Annotated in this window: 20 protein-coding genes; 13 read left to right on the top strand and 7 right to left on the bottom strand. The window is 68.9% G+C overall.

Going from position 1 to position 26,163, the window contains the following annotated elements; translation table 11 throughout:
• Positions 1-18 precede the first annotated feature (18 nt).
• From glpK to ABT009_RS06335, 3 genes are all read right to left on the bottom strand, one after another.
• Entirely contained in the window at positions 19-1,578 is a 1,560-nt protein-coding gene (gene glpK, locus ABT009_RS06345; RefSeq protein ID WP_351290126.1) for a glycerol kinase GlpK, read from the bottom strand.
• A gap of 59 nt (positions 1,579-1,637) precedes the next feature.
• Positions 1,638-2,426, bottom strand: coding sequence for an MIP/aquaporin family protein (locus ABT009_RS06340; RefSeq protein ID WP_351290124.1), 789 nt, complete (start codon positions 2,424-2,426; stop codon positions 1,638-1,640).
• Positions 2,427-2,795: 369 nt separating this feature from the next.
• Positions 2,796-3,560: an IclR family transcriptional regulator gene (locus tag ABT009_RS06335; RefSeq protein ID WP_351290122.1), complete on the bottom strand. Its 765-nt coding sequence runs from the start codon at positions 3,558-3,560 to the stop codon at positions 2,796-2,798.
• Between the two features lie 259 nt (positions 3,561-3,819).
• On the opposite strand from ABT009_RS06335, the gene metH reads away from it, so the two are divergent.
• The 4 genes from metH to ABT009_RS06315 all read left to right on the top strand — a co-directional run bounded on the left by metH (position 3,820) and on the right by ABT009_RS06315 (position 11,931).
• Entirely contained in the window at positions 3,820-7,338 is a 3,519-nt protein-coding gene (gene metH / locus ABT009_RS06330; protein ID WP_351290120.1) for a methionine synthase, read from the top strand.
• A 241-nt stretch (positions 7,339-7,579) separates the two neighbouring features.
• Complete coding sequence (locus tag ABT009_RS06325) at positions 7,580-8,278, top strand: HAD family hydrolase (RefSeq protein WP_351290117.1); 699 nt, start codon at positions 7,580-7,582, stop codon at positions 8,276-8,278.
• A 398-nt stretch (positions 8,279-8,676) separates the two neighbouring features.
• Entirely contained in the window at positions 8,677-10,284 is a 1,608-nt protein-coding gene (locus ABT009_RS06320; protein WP_351290115.1) for an ABC transporter substrate-binding protein, read from the top strand.
• 57 nt (positions 10,285-10,341) lie between these two features.
• Entirely contained in the window at positions 10,342-11,931 is a 1,590-nt protein-coding gene (locus ABT009_RS06315; RefSeq protein ID WP_351290113.1) for an ABC transporter substrate-binding protein, read from the top strand.
• Between the two features lie 207 nt (positions 11,932-12,138).
• Here the strand turns inward: ABT009_RS06315 and ABT009_RS06310 are convergent, their stop codons facing one another.
• Together ABT009_RS06310 and ABT009_RS06305 are read right to left on the bottom strand one after the other, a co-directional pair.
• Positions 12,139-12,810 (bottom strand): response regulator, encoded by a 672-nt coding sequence (locus tag ABT009_RS06310; protein WP_351290111.1) that lies wholly within the window; start codon positions 12,808-12,810, stop codon positions 12,139-12,141.
• A gap of 196 nt (positions 12,811-13,006) precedes the next feature.
• The gene (locus tag ABT009_RS06305) at positions 13,007-14,020 is read right to left on the bottom strand and encodes a RecB family exonuclease (protein ID WP_351290109.1); all 1,014 of its coding nucleotides are present in this window, start codon (positions 14,018-14,020) and stop codon (positions 13,007-13,009) included.
• 637 nt (positions 14,021-14,657) lie between these two features.
• Here ABT009_RS06305 and ABT009_RS06300 point away from each other — a divergent pair.
• The 3 genes from ABT009_RS06300 (at position 14,658) to ABT009_RS06290 (ending at position 18,250) form a co-directional block, all read left to right on the top strand.
• Positions 14,658-16,238 carry a site-2 protease family protein gene (locus ABT009_RS06300; RefSeq protein WP_502989824.1) on the top strand — a complete coding sequence of 527 codons (1,581 nt, stop codon included), beginning with the start codon at positions 14,658-14,660 and terminating at the stop codon, positions 16,236-16,238.
• A 104-nt stretch (positions 16,239-16,342) separates the two neighbouring features.
• Positions 16,343-17,245 carry a tRNA (adenine-N1)-methyltransferase gene (locus ABT009_RS06295; RefSeq protein WP_351290105.1) on the top strand — a complete coding sequence of 301 codons (903 nt, stop codon included), beginning with the start codon at positions 16,343-16,345 and terminating at the stop codon, positions 17,243-17,245.
• Positions 17,246-17,680: 435 nt separating this feature from the next.
• Positions 17,681-18,250 (top strand): hypothetical protein, encoded by a 570-nt coding sequence (locus ABT009_RS06290; protein WP_351290103.1) that lies wholly within the window; start codon positions 17,681-17,683, stop codon positions 18,248-18,250.
• A 182-nt stretch (positions 18,251-18,432) separates the two neighbouring features.
• On the opposite strand, the gene ABT009_RS06285 is transcribed toward ABT009_RS06290, so the two are convergent.
• The gene (locus ABT009_RS06285) at positions 18,433-18,738 is read right to left on the bottom strand and encodes a ferredoxin (protein ID WP_351290101.1); all 306 of its coding nucleotides are present in this window, start codon (positions 18,736-18,738) and stop codon (positions 18,433-18,435) included.
• 256 nt (positions 18,739-18,994) lie between these two features.
• On the opposite strand from ABT009_RS06285, the gene arc reads away from it, so the two are divergent.
• The 6 genes from arc to prcA all read left to right on the top strand — a co-directional run bounded on the left by arc (position 18,995) and on the right by prcA (position 24,945).
• On the top strand, positions 18,995-20,761 hold the full coding sequence (gene arc, locus ABT009_RS06280) for a proteasome ATPase (protein WP_351290099.1): 1,767 nt from the start codon (positions 18,995-18,997) through the stop codon (positions 20,759-20,761).
• Between the two features lie 267 nt (positions 20,762-21,028).
• The gene (gene dop / locus ABT009_RS06275) at positions 21,029-22,540 is read left to right on the top strand and encodes a depupylase/deamidase Dop (protein WP_351290097.1); all 1,512 of its coding nucleotides are present in this window, start codon (positions 21,029-21,031) and stop codon (positions 22,538-22,540) included.
• 182 nt (positions 22,541-22,722) lie between these two features.
• Positions 22,723-22,941 carry a ubiquitin-like protein Pup gene (locus ABT009_RS06270; protein WP_011027899.1) on the top strand — a complete coding sequence of 73 codons (219 nt, stop codon included), beginning with the start codon at positions 22,723-22,725 and terminating at the stop codon, positions 22,939-22,941.
• Positions 22,942-23,136: 195 nt separating this feature from the next.
• Complete coding sequence (locus tag ABT009_RS06265) at positions 23,137-23,313, top strand: endonuclease domain-containing protein (RefSeq protein ID WP_351290095.1); 177 nt, start codon at positions 23,137-23,139, stop codon at positions 23,311-23,313.
• Positions 23,265-24,110 (top strand): proteasome subunit beta, encoded by an 846-nt coding sequence (gene prcB, locus ABT009_RS06260; RefSeq protein WP_351290093.1) that lies wholly within the window; start codon positions 23,265-23,267, stop codon positions 24,108-24,110. The genes ABT009_RS06265 and prcB overlap by 49 nt, the downstream gene beginning before the upstream one ends.
• Before the next feature lie 76 nt (positions 24,111-24,186).
• Positions 24,187-24,945, top strand: coding sequence for a proteasome subunit alpha (gene prcA, locus ABT009_RS06255; RefSeq protein ID WP_351290091.1), 759 nt, complete (start codon positions 24,187-24,189; stop codon positions 24,943-24,945).
• 81 nt (positions 24,946-25,026) lie between these two features.
• Here prcA and ABT009_RS06250 read toward each other — a convergent pair whose 3' ends face one another.
• Positions 25,027-26,127: a LacI family DNA-binding transcriptional regulator gene (locus ABT009_RS06250; RefSeq protein ID WP_502989823.1), complete on the bottom strand. Its 1,101-nt coding sequence runs from the start codon at positions 26,125-26,127 to the stop codon at positions 25,027-25,029.
• Positions 26,128-26,163: the final 36 nt, after the last annotated feature.

The raw sequence follows: 26,163 nt of genomic DNA, 5'->3' as shown, positions 1-26,163 counted from the left end.
GGTGTTTCTTGCTCCTCGTCAGTTCTCGTCTTCGAGCCAGCCCATGGTCCGCTCGACGGCCTTGAGCCAGCTCTTGTACTCGCGGTCCCGCTTGTCCGCGTCCATACGGGGGGTCCACTCGGCGGCCCGGCGCCAGTTGGCGCGCAGCGCGTCGGTGTCCGGCCAGAAGCCGACGGCCAGGCCGGCGGCGTAGGCGGCGCCGAGGCAGGTGGTCTCGGCGACCATGGGGCGCACGACCGGTGCGTCCAGGAAGTCCGAGAGCGTCTGCATCAGCAGGTTGTTGGAGGTCATGCCGCCGTCGACCTTGAGCGCCGCGAGCTCGACGCCGGAGTCCTTGGTCATGGCGTCGGTGATCTCACGGGTCTGCCAGGCGGTGGCCTCGAGGACGGCGCGCGCGAGGTGCGCCTTGGTGACGTACCGGGTCAGACCGGCCAGCACACCGCGGGCGTCGGAGCGCCAGTACGGGGCGAACAGGCCGGAGAAGGCCGGCACGAAGTAGGCGCCGCCGTTGTCCTCGACCGTCAGGGCCAGGGTCTCGATCTCGGCCGCGGTGCTGATCAGGCCCATCTGGTCGCGCATCCACTGCACCAGGGAGCCGGTGACGGCGATCGAGCCCTCGAGCGCGTACACCGGGGCGTCGTCGCCGATCCGGTAGCCGACGGTCGTGAGCAGCCCGCTGTACGAGTTGATGATCTTGTCGCCGGTGTTCATCAGCATGAAGGTGCCGGTGCCGTACGTCGACTTGGCCTCGCCCTCGCTGAAACAGGTCTGGCCGAACAGCGCCGCCTGCTGGTCACCGAGCGCGGAGGCGACGGGGATGCCGCCGAGGAGATCGCCGAGCTTGCCGCCGGTGATCTCCCCGTAGACCTCGGCGGAGGAGCGGATCTCGGGCAGCATCTGCGTCGGCACGCCGATGGACTCGGCGATCTTCTCGTCCCACTGCAGGGTGTGCAGGTTCATGAGGAGGGTGCGGGAGGCGTTGGTGACGTCGGTGACGTGCTTGCCGCCGTTGACACCGCCGGTCAGGTTCCAGATGACCCAGGTGTCCATCGTGCCGAAGAGGATGTCGCCGGCTTCGGCGCGCTCGCGCAGGCCGTCGACGTTGTCGAGCAGCCAGCGGGCCTTCGGGCCGGCGAAGTACGAGGCGAGGGGGAGGCCCGTCTCGCGGCGGAAGCGGTCCTGGCCGACGTTGCGGCCGAGCTCCTTGCACAGGGTGTCGGTGCGGGTGTCCTGCCAGACGATGGCGTTGTGCACCGGCTCACCGGTGTTCTTGTCCCACAGCAGCGTCGTCTCGCGCTGGTTGGTGATGCCGATCGCCTTGATGTCGTCCCGGGTGATGCCGGCCTTCTCGATGGCTCCGGCGACGACCTCCTGGACGTTGGTCCAGATCTCGGCGGCGTCGTGCTCGACCCAGCCCGGCTTGGGGAAGATCTGCTCGTGCTCCTTCTGGTCGACGGAGACGATGCGGCCGTCCCGGTCGAAGACGATGCAGCGGCTGGACGTGGTGCCCTGGTCGATGGCCGCAATGAACGGCCCTGCGCCGTGGGAGAGGGGGCCGGCGGTGTGTGCGTCGGTCACGGTGTGCTCCTGGAAGTCCGTATCTGTCGGGGCTGCGGCTCTGTGCGAAAGAGACGTCTCTATGCGAAAGCGACGTTGTAGATGCCCGCGGCGATCGCGCCGCCGACCAGGGGGCCGACGACCGGGATCCAGGCGTAGCCCCAGTCCGAGCCGCCCTTGTTGGGCAGGGGCAGAAGGGCGTGGACGATACGCGGGCCGAGGTCACGGGCCGGGTTGATCGCGTAGCCGGTCGGGCCGCCCAGAGAGAGGCCGATGCTGACGACCACGAGCGCGGTGATCAGCGCGCCCAGGGTGCCGAGGCCCTTGCCGCTGTCGTTGAGGCCCTGGGTGAGGACCGCGAGGACCAGCACGACGGTGCCGACGATCTCGGTGGCCAGGTTCTGCGCCGCGTTCCGGATCTCGGGACCGGTGGAGAAGATGCCGAGCACGGGGCCGGCCTGGGCCTCCTGCGCCTCGACGGACTTGGTGTCCTGCGCGCCCGGGCCGCCGACGATCTCCCGGTCGGTGAGGTGGGCGAGGAACTGCCCGTAGTACGCGACCCAGACCAGAGCGGCACCGATCATGGCCCCGAGCAGCTGCCCCGCCCAGTAGGTGGGGACGTTGCTCCAGTCGTTGTCCTTGATCGCGAGGGCGAGGGTGACGGCCGGGTTGAGGTGGGCGCCGGAGAGCGGGGCCGAGATGTACACCGCGGTGAGGACCGCGAAGCCCCACCCGAAGGTGATGGCGAGCCAGCCGGCGTTGCGCGCCTTGGAGGCCTTCAGGGTGACGGCGGCGCACACGCCACCGCCGAGCAGGATGAGTACGGCGGTACCTATCGTCTCGCCGATGAAGATGTCGGAGCTGGACACCCGCGACTCCTTTGTCCTTCGTCCAGGGGAAGGCGAACCCCGGGTCCGTCCGGTGGTTCGCGCCCTCAGGTGAGGGCGTTTGGGGGCGGCCCTGGCGTCGTCACACTCTAACGCTTTTGCCGGTAGGTGTTCGACAATGCCGACCGATGGACGGGAGTCTTGCCTCGGGCTCCAGGAACGTCAAGAGGTTCTGTCTGCGAAAAATCCGATCGTTACCCCGTCCTTGATCGACGGGGGCGGCGCGTGCGGAGTGCCTTCACCAGGCATCTGGTGTGGGCGGCGTGTGCGACGAGGGCCCGCGCAGTCGCTGCGCGGGCCCTCGTGGTGGTAGTCCTGCGTGGTGTCGTCGTACGGACCGGCGGCGAACCGTCAGAACCGTGTCGCGCCCAGATCCCGGGATACGGCACGGGCGCAGTCCCGCACCGCCGCGATGAGCTCCTGGCGCAGCTGCCCGTCCAGGCAGACCCGCTCGACGGCCCCGGTGATCCCTACCGCGCCGACGGGCATGCGCCGCCGGTCGTGGATCGGGGCGGCGATCGACGCGACGCCCTCCCAGGTCTCCTCGACGTCGGCGGCGTACCCGCGCGCGCGGGTCAGGTCGAGCACGCCCTCGAAGCCCTCCGGGTCGCTGATGGTCCGTGCGGTGAACTCCTTGCGCTCGGCGTCCAGGGCCTCGCTGTGCGCCACGGGGTCGTACGCGGTGATGACCTTGCCCAGCGCCGTGGAGTGCAGTGGCTGCATGGCGCCGATCTCCAGCACCTGCCGGCTGTCGTCGGGGCGGAATACGTGGTGCACGATCAGCACGCCCTGCTGGTGCAGAACGCCCAGGTAGACGCTCTCGCCGCTGGACCGGGCCAGGTCGTCCGTCCACACCAGGGCACGCGCCCGCAGCTCGTGGACGTCCAGATACGTGGTGCCGAGCCGGAGCAGCTCCGCGCCCAGCTGGTAGCGGCCCGAGGCGCCGTCCTGCTCGACGAAACCCTCGTGCTGCAGGGTGCGCAGGATGCCGTGCGCCGTACCCTTGGCGAGGCCCAGGGAGGAGGCGATGTCGGAGAGGCCCAGCCGGCGCTCGCCACCCGCGAGCAGACGCAGCATCGCGGCCGCCCTCTCCAGCGACTGGATGTTCTTCGCCATCGCAGCGCTCCCTCCCAACCCTCGACCAACACCGTTCGACAATGCTGAACATTATCGGTCCATGCCGAACTCCGCGAGCAGCCCTGCACCGGGCTGCCCGCCGGGCCGGGAGCGTAATCCCGAAGCCTGCCTGATCAGGCGGGCCGTCCGGACCGTGGACGTTCGTACGGCTGGACGGCCGTCCCGGCTACCCTGACGGAGTGCGCCTTCCATGAGAAGGGCGCAAAGCCGACAGCCGTCGCACTCCAGGGAGCACTACATGGCCTCGTTGCCGACCCCTTCCACCGTCCCGTCCGACAGCCGCGCCCGGGCCGGGGCCCTGCGCGAAGCCCTCGCCACCCGTGTCGTGGTGGCCGACGGTGCGATGGGCACGATGCTCCAGGCCCAGGACCCGACCCTCGACGACTTCGAGAACCTCGAGGGCTGCAACGAGATCCTGAACGTCACCCGCCCGGACATCGTCCGCTCCGTCCACGAGGCGTACTTCGCCGTGGGCGTCGACTGCGTGGAGACGAACACGTTCGGGGCGAACCACTCGGCCATGGCCGAATACGAGATCTCCGATCGTGTGTACGAGCTGTCCGAGGCGGGGGCTCGGGTGGCCCGCGAGGTCGCGGACGAGTTCCTCGCCCGCGACGGCCGTCAGCGCTGGGTCCTCGGTTCGATGGGCCCCGGCACCAAGCTGCCCACGCTGGGCCACGCGCCGTACACCACGCTGCGCGACGCCTACCAGCAGAACGCCGAGGGCATGATCGCGGGCGGTGCCGACGCGCTGCTCGTCGAGACGACACAGGACCTGCTGCAGACCAAGGCGGCCGTCCTCGGCGCCCGCCGTGCGCTGGAGGTCGCAGGCCTGGACCTGCCGGTGATCGTCTCGGTGACCGTCGAGACCACCGGCACCATGCTGCTCGGTTCCGAGATCGGCGCCGCGCTCACCGCGCTCGAGCCGCTCGGCATCGACATGATCGGCCTGAACTGCGCCACCGGCCCGGCCGAGATGAGCGAGCACCTGCGCTACCTGGCCCGCCACTCCCGCATCCCGCTGTCCTGCATGCCGAACGCGGGCCTCCCGGTCCTCACCAAGGACGGTGCCCACTACCCGCTGACGGCCCCGGAGCTCGCCGCCGCCCAGGAGACCTTCGTCCACGAGTACGGCCTCTCCCTCGTCGGCGGCTGCTGCGGTACGACGCCGGAGCACCTGCGCCAGGTCGTCGAGCGTGTCCGGGAACTCACGCCGACCGAGCGGCAGCCGCAGCCGGAGCCGGGTGCGGCTTCGCTGTACCAGACGGTGCCGTTCCGCCAGGACACCTCGTACCTGGCGATCGGCGAGCGGACCAACGCCAACGGGTCGAAGAAGTTCCGTGAGGCCATGCTGGACGGCCGCTGGGACGACTGCGTGGAGATGGCCCGGGACCAGATCCGCGAGGGCGCGCACATGCTCGACCTGTGCGTCGACTACGTGGGCCGCGACGGTGTCGCCGACATGGAGGAGCTGGCCGGACGCTTCGCGACCGCCTCCACGCTGCCCATCGTGCTGGACTCCACCGAGGTCGACGTGATCCGGGCGGGTCTGGAGAAGCTCGGCGGCCGTGCGGTGATCAACTCCGTCAACTACGAGGACGGCGACGGTCCCGAGTCGCGGTTCGCCAAGGTCACGGCGCTGGCCAAGGAGCACGGCGCGGCGCTGATCGCACTGACCATCGACGAGGTGGGCCAGGCCCGCACGCCGGAGAAGAAGGTCGAGATCGCCGAGCGGCTGATCGACGATCTGACCGGCAACTGGGGCATCCACGAGTCGGACATCCTCATCGACACCCTGACCTTCACCATCTGCACCGGTCAGGAGGAGTCCCGCAAGGACGGCATCGCCACGATCGAGGCGATCCGCGAGCTCAAGCGCCGCCACCCGGACGTACAGACCACGCTGGGTCTGTCGAACATCTCCTTCGGCCTGAACCCGGCGGCCCGCATCCTGCTGAACTCCGTCTTCCTGGACGAGTGCGTCAAGGCGGGCCTCGACTCGGCGATCGTGCACGCGTCGAAGATCCTGCCGATCGCCCGGTTCGACGAGGAGCAGGTCACCACCGCCCTCGACCTGATCTACGACCGCCGCTCCGAGGGCTACGACCCGCTGCAGAAGCTCATGCAGCTGTTCGAGGGCGCCACGGCGAAGTCGCTGAAGGCCGGGAAGGCCGAGGAGCTGGCGGCCCTGCCGCTGGAGGAGCGCCTCAAGCGCCGCATCATCGACGGCGAGCGCAACGGCCTGGAAGCCGACCTCGACGAGGCCCTGCAGACCCGGCCGGCCCTCGACATCGTCAACGAGACCCTGCTGGACGGCATGAAGGTCGTCGGCGAGCTGTTCGGCTCCGGCCAGATGCAGCTGCCCTTCGTACTGCAGTCCGCCGAGGTCATGAAGGCAGCCGTGGCCTACCTCGAGCCGCACATGGAGAAGTCGGACGCGGAGGGCAAGGGCACCATCGTCCTGGCCACCGTGCGCGGCGATGTCCACGACATCGGCAAGAACCTGGTCGACATCATCCTGTCGAACAACGGCTACAACGTCGTGAACCTGGGCATCAAGCAGCCCGTCTCCGCGATCCTGGAGGCCGCTGAGGAGCACCGGGCCGACGTCATCGGCATGTCCGGCCTCCTGGTGAAGTCCACGGTGATCATGAAGGAGAACCTGGAGGAGCTGAACCAGCGCAAGCTGGCCGCCCAGTACCCGGTCATCCTCGGCGGCGCCGCGCTCACCCGCGCCTACGTGGAGCAGGACCTGCACGAGATCTACGAGGGCGAGGTCCGCTACGCGCGCGACGCCTTCGAGGGCCTGCGCCTGATGGACGCCCTGATCGCGGTCAAGCGGGGCGTGCCCGGAGCGGCCCTGCCGGAGCTGAAGCAGCGCCGGGTGCGGGCGGCCACCGTCCAGGTCGAGGAGCGTCCCGAAGAGGGCGCCGTCCGCTCCGACGTCGCCGTCGACAACCCCGTCCCCGCGCCGCCGTTCTGGGGCACCCGGGTCGTCAAGGGCATCCAGCTCAAGGAGTACGCCTCCTGGCTCGACGAAGGCGCCCTGTTCAAGGGCCAGTGGGGTCTGAAGCAGGCCCGCACCGGCGACGGCCCCACCTACGAGGAGCTGGTCGAGACCGAGGGACGGCCGCGGCTGCGGGGGTGGCTGGACGAGCTGCAGACCAAGAGCCTCCTCGAGGCGGCCGTGGTCCACGGCTACTTCCCGTGCGTGTCCAAGGGCGAGGACCTGATCATCCTCGACGAGCAGGGCAACGAGCGCACCCGGTTCACCTTCCCGCGACAGCGCCGCGGCCGGCGCCTGTGCCTGGCGGACTTCTTCCGTCCGGAGGAGTCCGGCGAGACAGACGTCGTGGGCCTGCAGGTCGTCACCGTCGGCTCGCGGATCGGGGAGGAGACGGCGAAGTTGTTCGCGTCGGACTCCTACCGCGACTACCTCGAACTGCACGGCTTGTCCGTTCAGTTGGCTGAGGCGCTGGCGGAGTACTGGCACGCGCGCGTGCGCTCGGAGCTGGGCTTCGCCGGTGAGGATCCGGCCGACATGGAGGACATGTTCGCGCTGAAGTACCGCGGGGCCCGTTTCTCCCTCGGTTACGGGGCCTGCCCCGACCTCGAGGACCGCGCCAAGATCGCCCAGCTCCTCGAGCCCGAGCGCATCGGTGTGCAGCTGTCGGAGGAGTTCCAGCTCCACCCCGAGCAGTCCACCGACGCCATCGTCATCCACCACCCGGAGGCGAAGTACTTCAACGCGCGGTAGCGCAGGTACCCGCTGCCTCCTGCGGGAACCGCTACCTCCTGCGGAAGCCCGCACGTCATGGCAGCACCCGCACCTCCCGCGGGTACTCGCGCCCCCTGCCGGTACCCGCAGGACATGCCGTGACACGCGCGAAGAAACTCACAGAGCGCGCACCGCGGACGAGTCGTACACTGGTCGATCCAGTGCAGGCCGGTTCCCCTCTGGGAACCGGCCTTCTCGTCCCTCACGGAGGTGTGCGCGGATGACGAGTACGGTCCCCGTAGTCGGTACCCGTTCGGCCGATGGCTCCGCCCTGCAGGCCGTACTCCTGGACATGGACGGAACCCTGGTGGACACCGAGGGCTTCTGGTGGGACGCCGAGGTCGAGGTCTTCGCCGGTCTCGGCCATGTGCTCGACGAGTCATGGCGCCACGTGGTGGTCGGCGGGCCCATGACGCGCAGCGCCGGATTCCTCATCGAGGCCACCGGCGCCGACATCATGCTCCCGGAGCTCACGGTGCTGCTCAACGACGTGTTCGAGGAGCGCCTGAACGGCAGACTGCCGCTGATGCCGGGCGCCGCCCGGCTGCTCGCCGAACTGGCCGCGCACGAGGTGCCGACGGCTCTGGTCTCCGCGTCCCACCGGCGCATCATCGACCGCGTCCTGGACTCGCTCGGGCGGGAGAACTTCGCCCTGACCATCGCGGGGGACGAGGTGGAGCGCACCAAGCCGTACCCGGACCCGTATCTGCTCGCCGCCGCCGGCCTCGGAGCGGACCCGGCCCGATGCGCCGTCGTCGAGGACACCGCGACCGGCGTCGCCGCCGCCGAGGCCGCGGGCTGCAGGGTGGTGGTTGTCCCCTCGGTCGCCCCGATCGCACCGGTGGCGGGACGCACCGTGGTCACCTCGCTCGAAGAGGTCGACCTGCCCTTCCTCCAGGGTCTGGTGACACTCAACTGACCGTCCCGGAGCCCGCTCACCGTCGATGAAGCCGAACCGTGATGTCGGCTGGCCGAAAACAGACTCCCACCAGCACCCTTGAGTCTGTGACGTTTCCCACGCGACGCAGGGGTCGACAGGTCCCTCCCGTTGTGCCGAAGCCCTGAATGCAGTAGGGGCGCAGGAAGCGTTGTGTCCCATTTGTTCAGCACCGGATGAAAGCTCCCTCTGGCGGGTTTTCGGTGTGTCCACGCCCGGTGTCACTGCGTGATGAACCCTCAACTCCAGCCCCGGCGGGCCGCCCTGCGCTGCGCACTAATGTCGACGCGAGAACATCGCCGTACCGGTCTGTGCCCCGTCAGCACCCACCCCCCGCTGCCGGGTGGCACGGGCATCTAAAGCTCTGGAGAACTTCGAGCATGAACCGCAAGATCCTGGTTCTGGCGGCCGTCACCGGCCTGCTCGCCCCCGCCCTCGCCGCCTGCGGCGGCTCCGACAGCGGAGGCGACGACGGTAAGGCGATCGTCGTCGGCACCACCGACCGGTTCAGTGCATCGGCCGATGCCCCCGCGCCCCTCGACCCGGCGTACGCCTACGACGTCGGCACCTGGAACATCCTGCGGCAGACGCTGCAGACCCTGATGGCCCTGCCGCGCGGCGACGGGGAGCCGGAGCCGGAGGCCGCGGAGAAGTGCGGATTCAGCGACAACGGCAACGAGCGCTACGCCTGCACCCTGCGCAAGGGCCTGAAGTTCGCCGACGGCAGCGCCGTCACGGCCGAGGACGTGAAGTACTCCATCGACCGCGTCCGCGCCATCAAGAGCGACAGCGGAGTGGCCGGTCTGCTGTCCAGCATCGACACCGTCGAGACCAAGGGCGACCGCGAGGTCATCTTCCACCTCAACACCGCGGACGCCACCTTCCCGTACAAACTGGCCACGCCGGCCGCGGGCATCGTCAACCCGAAGGACTACTCCAAGAACAAGCTGCGTGACGGATTCCACGTCGACGGCTCCGGTCCCTACACCGTCGAGGTCGAGACGAAGAACAACGAGCTCGTCAAGGCGGTCTTCACCAAGAACCCCGAGTACCAGGGCGAGTTGACCCCGAAGAACGAGAAGGTCGAGATGGAGTCGTTCTCCAGTGCCGACGCCATGGGCGCGGCGCTCGACAAGGGCGACATCGACATCATGACCCGCACCATGTCCCCCGAGCAGATCGAGAAGTACTCCAACGGCGGAGCGCGCAGCGACATCGAGCTCATCGAGATGCCCGGCCTGGAGATCCGCTACCTGGGCTTCAACACCGACGCCCCGCAGGTCAGGAGCAAGGCCGTCCGGCAGGCGATGGCGCAGATCGTCGACCGCGGTGAGATCGCGTCGGAGGTCTACGGCACGGCCGCCGAGCCGCTGTACTCGCTCGTACCGGCCACCATCACCGGCCACGCCAACTCGTTCTTCAACAAGTACGGCGACCCGAGCACCGCCAAGGCCCGCTCGATTCTGGCCAGGGCCAACATCACGACGCCGGTGAAGCTGACGCTGGACTACACGACCGACCACTACGGCCCCGCCACCAAGAAGGAGTTCGAGCTGCTGCAGAAGCAGCTGAACGACAGCGGCCTGTTCGACGTCGACATCAAGGGCGAGAAGTGGGCGACCTTCCGCCCGAACGAGTCCAAGGGCAAGTACGCGGTCTACGGCATGGGCTGGTTCCCGGACTTCCCCGACCCCGACAACTTCCTTGCGCCGTTCCTCGACAAGGACAACTTCCTCGGCTCCCCGTACGCCAACTCCACGATCCGCAAGGAGCTGATCCCGGACTCGCGCCGGGAGGCCGACCGCCTCGCCGCGTCCGGCAGTCTCCAGGAGATCCAGAACATCGTCGCCGACGACGTCCCGGTGCTGCCGCTGTGGCAGGGGAAGCAGTACATCGCGGCCCGCGACGACATCACGGGCACGGAGTGGGCCCTCAACTCCTCCTCGACCCTTCAGCTGTGGGAGCTCAGCCGCGGCATGAGCGGCTGACCTGGCCCGAATCGCAGGCCAGAGCCCCTTCGGAGAACGACGACAAGGCACACGTAGGTGAAAATGCGCAACCAGTGGCTGGTCCCGCCCCTCAGCGCGGGGCTGGCCGCCGCCCTGTTGGCCGGCTGCGGCAGCTCCCAGGACGGCGCCTCGGCCGACGAGGGCGAGGCCGTCGTGATGGGAATGTCGGACGACGTCCTCGCCACCGACCCGGCGTCCGGCTACGACCCCGGCTCGTGGCTGCTGTTCAACAACGTCTTCCAGTCGCTGCTGAGCTTCCCCAAGGGCGCCACGGAGCCCTCTCCGGAGGCCGCCGAGGAGTGCGGCTTCACCGACGCCGGCACCAAGATCTACGAGTGCACCCTGCGCGACGGCCTGAAGTTCAGCAACGGCCACGCGCTCACCTCGAAGGACGTCAAGTTCTCCTTCGACCGCATGATGAAGATCGACGACGACGCCGGTCCGGCGATCATGTTCCCCATGCTCGACAAGGTCGAGACCCCGGACGCCAAGACCGTCGTCTTCAAGCTCAAGTACGCCGACGCCACCTTCCCCAGCAAGATCGCCTCCGGCGCCGGCTCGATCGTGGACCACCGCGAGTACGGCAGGAACGGGCTGCGCACCGACGGCAAGGCGGTCGGCTCCGGGCCCTACAAGCTCGACTCCTTCAACAAGAAGGAGGCGGTCTTCTCCGTCAACCCGGAGTACAAGGGCACCGCCGAGGTCAAGAACTCCGGGATGACCATCAAGTTCTTCCACGGCGACCAGACCGCCCTGAAGAACGCGCTGCTGAACGACAAGATCGACCTTGCCTACCGCGGACTCGCCGCGCAGGACATCGCCGACATCCAGCAGAACACCTCCGGCAAGAGCGACGGCATCGACGTCGTCGAGGGCTCCAGCGCCGAAGTACAGCACCTGGTCTTCAACATGGAGGACCCGGTCGTCGGCAAGCTCGGCGTGCGCAAGGCGATCGCTTACCTCCTCGACCGGGAGGCGCTCGTCAACGAGGTGTACGAGGACACCGCCACGCCGCTCTACTCGATCATCCCGGCCGGCATCGGCGGCCACAACACCGCCTTCTTCGACACCTATGGCGCCCGGCCGCAGCCCGAGAAGGCCGAGGAGGCGCTGCGCGCCGAGGGCATCACGGGCAAGGTGAAGCTGACGCTGTGGGCGACCCCGTCGCGCTACGGCCCGGCCACCGTGCAGGAGTTCAAGGCGATCGCCAAGCAGCTCAACGCCAGCGGACTGTTCGACGCCGACGTCAAGTCGGTCGAGTTCGACGAGTACGAGAAGGACATTCAGGCCGGCAAGTACGGCGTCTATGTGAAGGGATGGGTGCCGGACTACCCCGACCCCGACAACTTCACGCAGCCCTTCTTCGGCGACGGCAACGTCCTCGACAACCGCTACGAGAACAGCACGATCACCGGGAAGATCATTCCCCGCACGGCCGCCCAGAGCAACCGCACCGCGACCGACAGGCAGTACGCACAGCTCCAGGACATCGTGGCCAACCAGCTGCCTGTCGTCCCCGTGTGGCAGGCCAAGCAGTACGCGGTCGTCCACGAGCGCGTGTACGGCCTGGAGAACTGCCTCGACGCGTCGACGGTCTTCCGGTTCTGGGAGATCAGCAAGGGCTGAGCCGGCACCGAGCCGCGTGGGGCTCGCGTGCCGCGCACCGGGGACCCAGCGGGTGCTGTGCAACGAGGGCCGCTCTCGAGAGGGCGGCCCTCGGCGTTTCCGCTGTTATCGGTGGCTGGTGTTCGGGGTGGCTAGTGTTCCCGGTAGCTGGACCCGGCGAGTCCGGGAGGACCGGGAAGGCCTGGAAGACCGGGAATGTCCGGGAGCCTACTGGGCGCCCGGCCGCACCAGACCGCTCTCGTACGCGTACACCGCGGCCTGGACCCGGTCGCGCAGGCCCAGCTTGGTGAGCACATGCCCCACATGCGTCTTGACGGTGGTCTCGCTCACGAACAGCTCCGCGGCGATCTCGGCGTTGGACAGGCCGCGGGCCACCAGCTTCAGCACCTCGACCTCGCGCTCGGTCAACGTGTGCAGCGTGTCCGGCACCGGCTCGTCACCGGACGGCAGATGACCCGCGTACTTGTCGAGCAGCCGGCGCGTGATGCTCGGCGCGAGCATCGCCTCACCCGCCGCGACCACCCGGATCGCCTGGACCAGCTCGTTCGCCGGGGCGTCCTTGAGCAGGAAGCCGCTGGCGCCCGCCCGCAGCGCCTCCACCACGTACTCGTCGAGGTCGAAGGTGGTGAGCACGAGGACCTTCGCCGGACCGTCCCGGCCGGGCCCGGTGATCTGCCGGGTCGCCTCGACCCCGTCCATGCGCGGCATGCGGATGTCCATCAGGACGACATCGGGCTGGAGAGCACGGACCTGGTCGAGCGCCTGCAGGCCGTCCCCGGCCTCGCCGACGACCGCGATGTCCTGCTCGGCCTCCAGAATCATCCGGAACCCCGTGCGCAGCAGCGGCTGGTCGTCGACCAGTAGGACGCGGATCGCCACGTAATTCTCCTTCGCTAGGCCGGGCCCATTCTGCCCTGCGCGGCACCGCCTTCCCCGGGCGCCCTGGAGGGTGGCTGATTGCTGTCGGCGCCCGTCGCCGCGCACGGGGGGTGATGGCCGACGGTGGGCAGTACCGGCGGGGAGCGGGCGGCCATCGGCCTCGGGTGAAGTGCCGCCGGATCCGGCCGCGGCGCGGCTATTCGGCCTCGGACGTGCCGCCGGATCCGGCCGTGCCGCGGCCCTCGGCCTCGGATCCGCCGGCGGATCCAGCCGCGGCAACCGGGAGCTCATCACCGATGGGGCCGACCGGATCGACCGGGAGGCGGTCACCGCCGGACGCGCGCGTTCTGATCGGAAGCGGATACGGCGGGGGAGTCCCGCCGAATTCCGGACAGAACGCCTGGTGATCGCACCAGCCGCACAGCTTGGTCGGGCGCGGCCGCCAGTCGCCCGTGTCCGTTGCGAGCCTGATGGCGTCCCACAGCGCCAGCAGCTTGCGCTCCACGCGCTCCAGATCCGCCATGACCGGGTCGTACGTCAGGACGTCACCGCTGCCCAGGTAGACCAGCTGCAGGCGGCGCGGCACGACGCCTTTGAGACGCCACACCACCAGGGCGTAGAACTTCATCTGGAACAGGGCGCCCTCCGCGTACTCGGGGCGCGGGGCCTTGCCCGTCTTGTAGTCGACGATCCGGACCTCGCCCGTGGGCGCCACGTCGACGCGGTCGATGATGCCGCGCAGCTTCAGCCCCGAGTCCAGGGAGGCCTCCACGAACAGTTCCCGATCCGCGGGTTCGAGCCGGGTCGGGTCCTCCAGCGAGAACCAGCGCTCCACGAGCGCCTCGGCCTCGGCCAGCCACCGGGCCAGCCGCTCGCCAGCCGCTTCCTCGTCGGCATCGGCGAAGAGCTCCGCCAGCTCCGGTTTCGCCGTGCGCAGCCGGTCCCACTGGCCGGGGATCAGCGACTTCGCGCGCGGCGCCGTACGCTCGGCTGCAGGGGCGTCGAACAGCCGCTCCAGTACGGCGTGCACCAGGGTGCCGCGGGTGGCCGCCTCGCTCGGCTTCTCGGGCAGCCTGTCGATCACCCGGAACCGGTAGAGCAGCGGGCACTGCATGAAGTCGCCGGCACGTGAGGGCGACAGCGACGCCGGAGGCGCGGCAGCCACGGCAGAAGGCGCGGCCGCCGCGGCACCGTCGGAGCTGGTTTCCATGACGACGACCTTACGGCCCGCCACTGACAATGCCGTACGCATACAGCTCTGTACCCGCATCCGTACGGGCAGGCAACCCGGGCGGAGAGAGGGGGAGTCGGGGCGGAACGCGAGGGAGCGGCCGCATACCATCGACGAGCAGACCCACTCGCCCTGCATGACCGCGACAGGCGACAGCAGGGGCGAGGGACGCTTCGAACGAGGGGACACCGTGGACGAGAGCGGCGGGCGCGGACAGCCGCGGTCGGGCAACAGCGAAGCGGACGAGCGCCGCATCGTTCCGTCACGCTCGGACGGCGCCGATGCCCCGTCCGAGCGGACGGCACCGCCCGCGGGCTCCGGGGACGACGCCCCGCTCGCGAACGGGGACCGCGCCGGGCTCGCGCCGGAGCGCCCCGACCCGAATGTGCCGGACTCCGCCGAACCGGACCCCCACGCCCAGCCGGCCCACCCGTCTGGGCCGTCCGCACCTACGAGTCCGCCCGCACCGTCGACTCGGCCGGCCCCTTCGGATCCGGCCGCGCCTTCAGTCCCGTCCTCCCATTCCGGCGCTGAGACGCCAAGCAACGCCACCGCGGCGCAGACGGGGCGCGACACCACCGCAGAGCGGCCGAGCGGTGGCCCCGAGGACCGTCCGGTGGATGCTTCCGCGACGCAGCGATCCGATGCCGCGAAGGTCCAGTCCGTAGACGCGCCCGCGAGCCGACCGAACGGCGGCGCCGGCGAGGGCGGCCCGGATGGCTCCGGGGTACAGGCAACAGCCGACACGGCCGAGCGGCGGAACGAGGCTTCCGCGGCACAGCACGCCAGCGCGCCCGGAGGACGCCCGGCCGACGGGCCGGCAGGGCCTTCGCGCGGCGAGCGGCCCAGCGAACCGTCGGTCGTCGGATCTGCAGGGCCTTGGGGCGGCACGGCTGCGGAGCGTCAGGCCGGTGGCAGTGGAGGCGGCGGGGGTCACGCCGGTGGCGCTGGCGGATCCTCGTCCGGCGGGTCCGCGGGAGGGCCGGGAGGGCAAGGCCCGCAGACGGGGCCCGGCCCGGGCGGGCCGGGCAAGCCGCCGCGGGGGCCCGGCGGCGGGCTGCTCATGGGACGGCCCTTCGGTGTGCCCGTCTACGTCGCGCCCAGCTGGTTCCTCGTCGCGGCGCTGATCACCTGGGTCTTCGCCGGACAGCTCGACCGCGTGCTGCCGGAGCTCGGCGCCGCCCGCTATCTCGCCTCCCTCTTCTTCGTGGTCGCCTTCTACGCGTCCGTCCTCGTCCATGAGCTCGCCCACACCGTCGCGGCACTCCGCTTCAAGCTGCCCGTACGCCGTATCCAGCTGCAGTTCTTCGGCGGCGTCTCCGAGATCGAGAAGGAGTCGGAGACACCCGGGCGCGAGTTCGTGCTGGCCTTCGTCGGGCCGCTGCTCTCGCTCGTACTGGCCGGGGCCTTCTACGCCGGCATGCAGGTCGTCGAGCGGGACACCGTGCCCGGCGTGCTCCTCGCGGGCCTGATGATCTCCAACCTGATCGTGGCCGCCTTCAACCTCCTCCCCGGGCTGCCGCTGGACGGCGGCCGCATGCTGCGCGCCGTCATCTGGAAGATCACCGGCAAGCCCATGAGCGGCACGGTCGCCGCGGCCTGGGTCGGCCGCGCCCTTGCGATCTCCGTACTCGTCGGGCTGCCGATGCTCACCCAGTCCGGAGCCCTGGGCTCCGGCGCCGAGCAGATCAGCGGCATGGACACCGTCACTGACGCCCTGCTCGCGGCGATCCTCGCGGCGATCATCTGGACCGGCGCAGGCAACAGCCTCCGTATGGCCCGGCTCCGCGAACACCTGCCCGAGCTGCGGGCCCGCACCCTCACCCGGCGGGCCGTCCCGGTCACCACCGACACCCCGCTGTCCGAGGCGCTGCGTCGCGCGAACGAGGCCGGAGCCCGCGCCCTCGTCGTCGTCGACGCACACGGCGACCCGCTCTCGGTGGTGCGCGAGGCCGCCATCGTCGGCGTGCCCGAGCACCGCAGGCCCTGGGTCGCGGTCAGCGGTCTCGCGCAGGAGCTGACCGACGGCATGCGGGTCTCCGCCGAGCTAGCCGGCGAGGAGCTCCTCGACGTGCTGCGCGCGACGCCCGCCACCGAGTACCTGGTGGTCGAGGACACCGGAGAGATCTACGGAGTGCTGTCCGCGGCCGACGTGGAGCGCGCCTTCGTCAAGGCGATGGCCCGGCCCGCTTCTTAGGGCTGGGATCGTCTCCGAGGCGCGCCCTGTGCCGAGAGCTTTCACCCGCCGAGGGCACCGCCCACGTGGTCAGCGGCCCCGGCCAGGACCGGTAGGCTGGTCACATGTCCGAACCGACCGGTGCCGCCCGCAGGCGCGGGCCCTTCAAGGTCGGGGACCAGGTACAGCTGACCGACCCCAAGGGCCGCCACTACACGTTCACGCTCGAGGCCGGGAAGAACTTCCACACCCACAAGGGGTCCTTCCCGCACGACGAGCTGATCGGCGCTCCCGAGGGCAGCGTTGTCCGCACCACGGGGAACGTCGCCTATCTCGCGCTGCGCCCCCTGCTCCCCGACTACGTACTGTCCATGCCCCGCGGCGCCGCCGTGGTCTACCCCAAGGACGCGGGGCAGATCCTGGCCTTCGCCGACATCTTCCCCGGCGCACGCGTCGTCGAGGCGGGCGTCGGCTCCGGCTCGCTCAGCACCTTCCTGCTGCGCGCCGTCGGCGACCACGGCATGCTGCACAGCTACGAGCGCCGTGAGGACTTCGCCGACATCGCCCGGCAGAACGTGGAGCGCTACTTCGGCGGTCCGCACCCCGCCTGGCAGCTCACCGTCGGCGACCTGCAGGACAACCTGTCGGACACCGACGTCGACCGCGTCATCCTCGACATGCTCGCCCCCTGGGAGTGCCTGGAGGCCGTCTCCAAGGCGCTCGTCCCCGGCGGCATCCTCTGCTGCTACGTGGCGACCACCACCCAGCTCGCGCGGACCGTCGAGTCCATCCGCGAGATCGGCTCCTTCAACGAGCCGACCTCCTGGGAGACGATGATCCGCAACTGGCACATCGAGGGTCTCGCCGTCCGGCCCGACCACCGGATGATCGGCCACACCGGCTTCCTGCTCACCGCCCGCCGCCTCGCGGACGGCGTTGAGCCCCCCACGCGCCGGCGCCGCCCCGCGAAGGGCGCCTACGGCGAGGACTACTCCGGACCGAACGCCGACGGAGGCACGCCCCGCTGACGCGCGGGCCGTCGACCGCACGACTCAAAGGGCCGCCGCGCTGACCCCGCCGGCGGCCCTTCGTCGGTCCTCCGCCCGCCGCGAGCCCCTGGACCGAGTGGCCTGGCCCGCCCCCCTTTTCACGACAGGCGCGGAGGACTCGTCCTGCCCGACCTGCCGACTGCAGCGAACCAAGCCCAACAGCGCGGCGTGCCCCGCGTGAAGAAGCGCCGCGAAGAAGTGCCGTAAGGAAGAGCCCACACACCAGCCGCCCAACGGCACTTCAACGGACAAATCTCCCCGCCCAGTTCCCGGAAGCCACCCGAGAACTACTCAACGGCGCTGTTTCCTTGACGTACCGCCAGCTCCACCGGACCCCGCCGTTCCGCCTCAGTGTGAGGTATGGCACCATGCTGGCCACCCCCACCGGCACAGCCCTCGCAGGAGACGCTCCTAGTGCAGCAATCCGCCGTCCCGGAACTGGCACACACCCAGACCCGCCCGATCCACTGGGTGGCCACCGCCACCGCGCTCGCCGCCGTGGTCGCGGGCTCGTCCATCTTCCAGTCCGAAGCCGCCACCGCCGCCCAGCCGGAAACCCGCCACTCCGCTGTGGCCGACGCCCCGGACCCGGCTGCCGTCGACTTCGGCCTCAACTGCGGCTCCGCCAAGACCGTGGTGCAGAAGAAGGCTTCCGGGGACCTCGACGGCGACGGCAGACCCGAGACCGTCGCCGTCGTGCGCTGCGATGCGGGCTCGGGCACCCCGCCGAACGGCGTCTACGTGATCACGCAGCCCACCGACCGGGACGCCGCCCCCCGCGTCGTGGCCACACTCGTCGCCCCCAAGGACCGCCTCACGGTCTCCGACTTCGCCGTCGAGCACGGAGCCGTCACCGCCACCCTGCTCGGCTACTCGTCGCCCGACGTACCCAGTTGCTGCCCGGACCTGCAGCAGAAGGTCAAGTGGCAGTGGAAGAACGGCACGTTCGTGCGCTCCACACCCGCCGGGGCACTCGGCGTCTGACACGCTCCGGCGCACAGCAGCGCACCCCACAGCCGCCCGGACGGCGACAGACACAGCCGTCCAGCCCGCGGCACACACAGGCACCGGCAAAGAAAATGTGACGCATCAGACACGGCAAGGGGCCCGGGCGGAGATATTCCCGCCCGGGCCCCTGCTTTTCATGGCGCTGCGCAGCAGCGCGGTCACTCAGCGTCCGGTCCGTGCACCTCGACCCTGTCCGAAATGCGACGTACATGGATGCACTCGCCCGGGCATTCCTTGGCCGAGTCGGCCACATCCCGCAGAAGCGGCAGTGGAACGGGCGTTGTGGCCCCCGGAGTCTGCAGAAGCTCGTCGGCAGGGCTCTTCACATAGGCCAGACCGTCGATGTCCAGCTCGAAGACCTCCGGTGCATACTGGGCGCAGATCCCGTCGCCGGTGCACAGGTCCTGGTCGATCCAGACCTCCAGAGCCTCACTGTCGGCGCCGGCCTCGTCCTGCACGGTCATATCTCCTGCCATTTCCCTTCGCCGAGACCACCGGCCCCACTCGCAAGTCGGGCCAGGTCTGACGGGTGTTGAACGCTTCGACGATACAACCGCCCGCTTTCCGATGTTGTTGGGTGGGTATTCCCCTGGCGTGAAGGGCAGCGCAAGGGTGAAGATCGGACACACCCCGACCGTCTTTGTGATCTAGGGGTTTCAATCGACACCCACCCAGGTAGGGTCTGGAAGCGTCCAGCTCCCTTTGGAGGAGGTGAGGACCGTGGCAGCCCACGACGACGACATCAACCGCGGCATCCGCCCGGGTCGAGGGTCCGACGACCCTGCCGGTCAGATTGCCTATCTCGAGCAGGAAATCGCCGTCCTGCGCCGCAAGCTCGCCGACTCTCCGCGCCATACGAGAATTCTCGAAGAGCGGATCGTCGAGCTGCAGACCAACCTGGCCGGCGTGTCCGCACAGAACGAGCGGCTCGCGAACACGCTCCGTGAGGCCCGAGACCAGATCGTGGCCCTCAAGGAGGAGGTCGACCGGCTCGCACAGCCGCCGGCCGGCTTCGGTGTCTTCCTCACGGCGAACGAGGACGGCACCGCTGACATCTTCACCGGGGGCCGCAAGCTCCGGGTGAACGTCAGCCCCAGCGTCGAGCTCGACGAGCTCAGGCGCGGCCAGGAAGTCATGCTCAACGAAGCGCTCAACGTGGTCGAGGCCATGGAGTTCGAGCGGGTCGGGGACATCGTCACCCTCAAGGAGATCCTCGAGGACGGCGAGCGCGCCCTGGTGCTCGGGCACACCGACGAGGAACGGGTGGTACGGCTCGCCGAGCCGCTGCTGGACGTCACCATCCGCCCCGGCGACGCCCTGCTGCTCGAACCCCGCTCCGGCTACGTCTACGAGGTCGTGCCCAAGAGCGAGGTCGAAGAGCTGGTCCTCGAAGAGGTCCCGGACATCACCTACGAGAAGATCGGCGGTCTCGGCGGCCAGATCGAGCTGATCCGGGACGCGGTGGAGCTCCCCTACCTCTACCCCGACCTCTTCAAGGAGCACGAGCTGCGGCCCCCCAAGGGTGTGCTGCTCTACGGCCCGCCCGGCTGCGGCAAGACACTGATCGCCAAGGCCGTCGCCAACTCCCTTGCCAAGAAGGTCGCCGAGGTGACCGGCCAGCCCGCCGGGAAGTCGTACTTCCTGAACATCAAGGGCCCCGAGCTCCTCAACAAGTACGTCGGCGAGACCGAGCGCCACATCCGCCTGGTCTTCCAGCGAGCCCGCGAGAAGGCCAGCGAGGGCACACCCGTCATCGTCTTCTTCGACGAGATGGAGTCCCTCTTCCGCACCCGGGGTTCCGGCGTCAGCTCGGACGTGGAGAACACCATCGTCCCCCAGCTGCTCGCCGAGATCGACGGCGTGGAAGGCCTCGAGAACGTCATCGTCATCGGTGCCTCCAACCGCGAGGACATGATCGACCCCGCGATCCTGCGCCCAGGGCGCCTGGACGTGAAGATCAAGATCGAGCGCCCGGACGCCGAAGCGGCGAAGGACATCTTCGCCAAGTACCTGACCGAGCGGCTTCCGCTGCACAGCGACGACCTGACCGAGCACGGCCATGACAAGGCCGCCACCGTGCACGGCATGATCCAGTCCGTCGTCGAGCAGATGTACGCCGAATCAGAGGAAAACCGCTTCCTCGAGGTCACGTACGCCAACGGCGACAAGGAAGTCCTCTACTTCAAGGACTTCAACTCCGGCGCCATGATCGAGAACATCGTCGGACGCGCGAAGAAGATGGCCATCAAGGCCTTCCTCGAACAGAACCAGAAGGGCCTCCGCGTCTCCCACCTCCTCCAGGCATGCGTGGACGAGTTCAAGGAGAACGAAGACCTGCCGAACACCACAAACCCGGACGACTGGGCACGCATCTCCGGAAAGAAGGGCGAACGGATCGTCTACATCCGCACCCTCGTCACCGGAAAGCAGGGCGCAGACACCGGACGCTCCATCGACACGGTGGCGAACACCGGTCAGTACCTGTAAAAGACAGGACGGCTGCGGGTGTCCTCCACGGGTACCCGCAGCCGACTGCTTTCTTGATACTGACAGACCGCACACAGCTCCTCACCGTGGCGACACCCGAGCGAGAGCAAAGACGAAAATGATCTCCCCACCAGCGCAAAGGCGTTCTAGGCTCTTCGGTACCGCCGAGTCGCGCAGTGCGGGGACGGGCACCGCACACGCACCGGAGCACCAGCGGTACTTGAGCGCCGCCCCCGACCGAGGGCGCCGCCGGGCAAGGAGGGCCGCATGACCGTACGGCGAGTAATGGGCATCGAGACGGAGTACGGAATCTCCGTCCCCGGCCACCCCAACGCCAATGCCATGCTCACCTCGTCCCAGATCGTCAACGCATACGCGGCGGCGATGCACCGGGCGCGCCGCGCCCGATGGGACTTCGAAGAGGAGAACCCGCTGCGCGACGCGCGAGGCTTCGACCTCGCCCGCGAGGCCGCCGACGCCAGCCAGCTCACCGACGAGGACATCGGCCTCGCCAACGTCATCCTCACCAACGGGGCACGCCTCTACGTCGACCACGCACACCCCGAATACAGCGCCCCCGAAGTCACCAACCCCCTGGACGCCGTCCTCTGGGACAAGGCCGGCGAGCGCATCATGGCCGAAGCCGCCGAACGCGCCGCCCAGCTCCCAGGCGCCCAGCCCATCCACCTGTACAAAAACAACACCGACAACAAGGGCGCCAGCTACGGCACGCACGAGAACTACCTGATGAAGCGGGAAACCCCCTTCTCCGACATCGTGCGCCACCTCACCCCGTTCTTCGTCAGCCGCCAGGTCGTCACCGGCGCCGGCCGCGTCGGCATCGGCCAGGACGGCCACGAACACGGCTTCCAGATCAGCCAGCGAGCCGACTACTTCGAAGTCGAAGTCGGCCTCGAGACCACACTCAAACGCCCCATCATCAACACCCGCGACGAACCCCACGCCGACGCGGAGAAATACCGCAGGCTGCACGTCATCATCGGCGACGCCAACCTGTCGGAGATCTCCACCTACCTCAAGCTCGGCACCACCGCACTGGTCCTGTCGATGATCGAAGACGGCTTCATCGCCGTCGACCTCGCCGTCGACCAGCCGGTACGCACCCTGCACCAGGTCTCCCACGACCCCACACTGCAGCGCCTCGTCACCCTCCGCAGCGGCCGCACGCTCACCGCGGTCCAGCTGCAAATGGAGTACTACGAGCTCGCCCGCAAATACGTCGAGGAACGCTTCGGCGCCGACGCCGACGACCAGACCAAAGACGTCCTCACCCGCTGGGAAGACGTCCTGGGCCGCCTCGAACACGACCCCATGAGCCTCTCCGGCGAACTCGACTGGGTCACCAAACGAGAGCTCATGGAGGGCTACCGACGCCGCGACAGCCTCGACTGGGATGCCGCACGCCTGCAGCTCATCGACCTGCAGTACGCCGACGTACGCCCCGACAAGGGCCTCTACAACCGTCTCGTCGCCCGCGGCAAGATGAAGCGGCTCTTGGACGAGGAGACGGTCGAGCGGGCCGAGGCGAAGCCCCCGGAGGACACACGCGCGTACTTCCGCGGCCGCTGCCTCGAGCAGTACGCCGACGACGTCGCCGCCGCCTCCTGGGACTCCGTGATCTTCGACCTGCCGGGCCGCGACTCGCTCCAGCGGGTGCCCACCCTGGAGCCGCTTCGCGGAACGCGTAATCACGTCAAGGAACTGTTGGACCGGTGCCGCACGGCGGAGGACCTGGTCAGGGTCCTCTCCGGCGGCTGACGGGGGCTGACCACCCCTGGTAGCCCGGACCTGGCTGCCGGGGCTGAAAAGGACTGCGTGTGGGAATCATCGAGGTGGTCCCCGGACGTTGTAACAACGGCGGGGCCGATGTCGGACCCTGCTTGTAGGGTCTGATCTTGACCGATCGAACCGAGTCGGGCGAATCGAGCGGGGTGAGGGTTATGGCGACCAAGGACACCGGCGGCGGCCAGCAGAAGGCGACGCGCTCCACGGAGGAGGTCGAGGAGCAGGCGCAGGACGCGCAGGCTTCGGAGGACCTCAAGGAGCGCCAGGAGAAGCTCAGCGACGACGTGGACTCCGTTCTGGACGAAATCGACGACGTACTCGAGGAGAATGCCGAGGACTTCGTGCGCTCGTTCGTCCAGAAGGGCGGGGAGTAAGACCTCTTTACCTTCGAATGGAAGGTGAAGGGCGGGGGCGGCTCTAGCGTCTGAAGAGCATGGCGTGAAGCGCTGTTCGCGGTGCCGGGAAGTGCAACCGCGGACGGCCTTCGCGCGCAAAAAGGCCTCCCGTGAAGGGTCGCGGGCCCTCTGTCGGCCCTGTGTGATCTGTCTCTAAAGGCCTCGGCTGTACATGTGGATCACTGCCACAACACGGGTAGGGTCCGTGACGTACTGTGCTTCAACTGCAATTCGGCCATCGGCAAGTTGGGAGATGATCCCGACACTGTTCGTCGGGCTGCCGCCTATCTGGAAGGAACCTCGTGGAAGCCAATACTCGTAGCACCGGGCGTCTACCAGCTGCCTTCCTGACGCCCGGATCCTCGTCCTTCATGGACTTCCTGTCCGAGCATCAGCCGGAGCTGCTGCCGGGCAAGCGGTCGCTGCCGCCCGTGCAGGGTGTGATCGAGGCGCCGCACGGCACGACGATCGTCGCCGTGACGTTCCCCGGTGGTGTGGTGCTCGCCGGTGACCGGCGGGCGACGATGGGTAATGTCATCGCGCAGCGGGACATCGAGAAGGTGTTCCCGGCCGATGAGTATTCGGCGGTGGGTATCGCCGGCACGGCCGGTCTCGCTGTCGAGATGGTGAAGCTCTTCCAGCTGGAGCTGGAGCATTTCGAGAAGGTTGAGGGGGCGCAGCTCTCGCTCGAGGGCAAGGCGAACCGGCTCTCCACGATGATCCGTTCCAACCTGGGTATGGCCATGCAGGGGCTGGCGGTGGTGCCGCTCTTCGCGGGTTATGACGTGGATCGTGAGAAGGGCCGGATCTTCTCGTACGACGTGACGGGTGGCCGTTCCGAGGAGCACGGCTATGCGGCCACGGGTTCGGGTTCGCTCTTCGCGCGTGGGGCGATGAAGAAGCTGTACCGCGAGGATCTGACCGAGGAGCAGGCCACGACGCTTGTGGTGCAGGCTCTGTATGACGCGGCCGATGACGATTCGGCGACCGGTGGTCCGGATGTTGCTCGCCGGATCTATCCGATTGTGACTGTGATCACCGATGACGGGTTCCGGAAGCTGACCGCCGATGAGTCCTCTCAGATCGCGCGGTCGATCCTGGAGCGGCGCCTGGAGCAGCCTGACGGTCCGCGGGCCGCTCTGCTTTGATCCGTACCTGTCGGATCCGTTTGCGGGTCCTTTTGCGTGACCGACAGAACCACTGACAGAAAGGGACGGACAGCCGGTGTCGACGCCGTTCTATGTCTCACCCCAGCAGGCGATGGCCGACCGGGCCGAGTATGCCCGGAAGGGCATTGCCCGCGGTCGCAGCCTGGTCGTGCTGCAGTACACCGACGGCATCGTGTTCGTCGGTGAGAACCCGTCCCGTGCGCTGCACAAGTTCAGCGAGATCTATGACCGGATCGGTTTTGCGGCCGCCGGCAAGTACAACGAGTACGAGAATCTGCGGATCGGCGGTGTGCGCTATGCCGATCTGCGTGGTTACACCTATGACCGTGATGATGTGACGGCGCGTGGTCTGGCGAATGTCTACGCTCAGACGCTCGGCACGATCTTCTCCAGTGCGGCGGAGAAGCCGTACGAGGTGGAGCTGGTGGTCGCGGAGGTGGGGGAGACCCCCGAGGGCGATCAGATCTATCGTCTGCCGCATGACGGGTCGATCGTGGACGAGCACGGCTCGGTCGCGGTCGGTGGCAACGCGGAGCAGATCAGCAGCTATCTGGATCAGCGTCACCGGGACGGTATGTCGCTTGCTGAGGCCTTGAAGCTGGCTGTGCAGGCGCTGTCGCGGGACACCAACGGCAGTGAGCGGGAGATTCCCGCGGAGCGGCTCGAGGTGGCGGTTCTGGACCGTACGCGCCCGCAGAAGCGGAAGTTCAAGCGGATTGTGGGGCGTCAGCTGTCGCGTCTGCTTGAGGGCGATGGTTCGTCGGCGGTCACGAAGGTGTCGCCGGACGATGTTGAGGATTCCGAGGACGAGTAGCCCGCGCTCGCCCTGCTTGTACGTCGCGCCCCCGTTGCCTTTCGGCCGGGGGCGCGGTCGTGTGCGGGGCGCAGTCCTGGGTCACGGCTGTGCAGGTGGTGGCGCTGTCGAGTCGCGCATGACCAGCTGGACCGGCAGGTCGGCGGCGCTTACGGGCCGGCCGTCGAGTACGGCGAGGAGCGCGGTCATGCCTCGCTCACCCACGTGTTCCGCGGGTAGCCGCACGGTGGTGAGTTCCGGGTCGACGGCGGTGGCGAGAGTCAGATCGTCGAAGCCGGTCACGGAGAGGTCTTCCGGGACTCGTAGGCCGAGTCGTCGTGCGGCTTTGCAGGCGCCGACGGCGAGGAAGTCGTCGTCGCAGATGAGGGCGGTGGGCCGAGGGCCCGGGGCGGTGAGCGCGGCTTCGGTGGCCGCCCGTGAGGCGTCGATGCTCAGCTCGGTGGTCACGGTGCGCAGATCGGCGCCGGGTACGTCCCTGAGTGCGGCGGTGAGGGCTTGGGCGCGTACCTCGAAGGTCCAGGAGCTGATGGCCGAGGCGATGTGCAGGAAGCGCCGATGGCCGAGGGCGAGGAGGTGGTCGGTGATCTGGCGCATGCCGTCGGCGAGGTCGAGGTTGACGGTGGCGGCGCCCGGGCTGTCGTCGGGGTTGCTGTCGAGCATGACGAGGGGGAGTTCGTCGCCGCGGATGGCGGCGAGGGCGTCGGCGGCCATGGAGGAGGCGATGACGCCGTCGAGGGCGGCTGCCGCGGAGTCGAAGGGGTCGCGGGCGGGGCCGATGCCCTCGGGCGAGGGGTAGAGGACGACGCCGAAGCCGTGTTCGGCGGCGATGCGGGCGGCGCCGGTGTAGGCGCGGGCGAAGAACTCGTTGGTGAGGGCCGGTACGACGAGGAGTGCGGTTCGGGTGCGGCCGAGGCGGAGGTTGCGGGCGGCGAGGTTGGGCCGGTAGCCGAGTTGCCGGGCGGCGTCGCGGACGCGTTGGGCGGTGGGTTCGGATACGCGGCCGCGCCATTTGTCGCCGAGGACGAGGGAGACGGCGGCCTGGGATACTCCGGCCGCCCGGGCCACGTCCTTGCTCGTGGTCCGCGCCACGGGGGACTCCTTCCGTGCTGTGCCGTGTGCCTTCGCCCCTTGCCGGCCCGGCGGAATCCGGCGCAATGAAGTAGACCGGCGAACTGGGCTCATGGTACGTATGACGGACGACGTTATACGTAAAACTTC

It is taken from the genome of Streptomyces sp. NPDC002896, assembly GCF_040295225.1.
In the GTDB taxonomy this organism is placed as follows: Bacteria; Actinomycetota; Actinomycetes; order Streptomycetales; family Streptomycetaceae; genus Streptomyces.
Note: the sequence above shows the minus strand (reverse complement) of the source record. Positions and strands in the feature narration are given on the sequence as shown.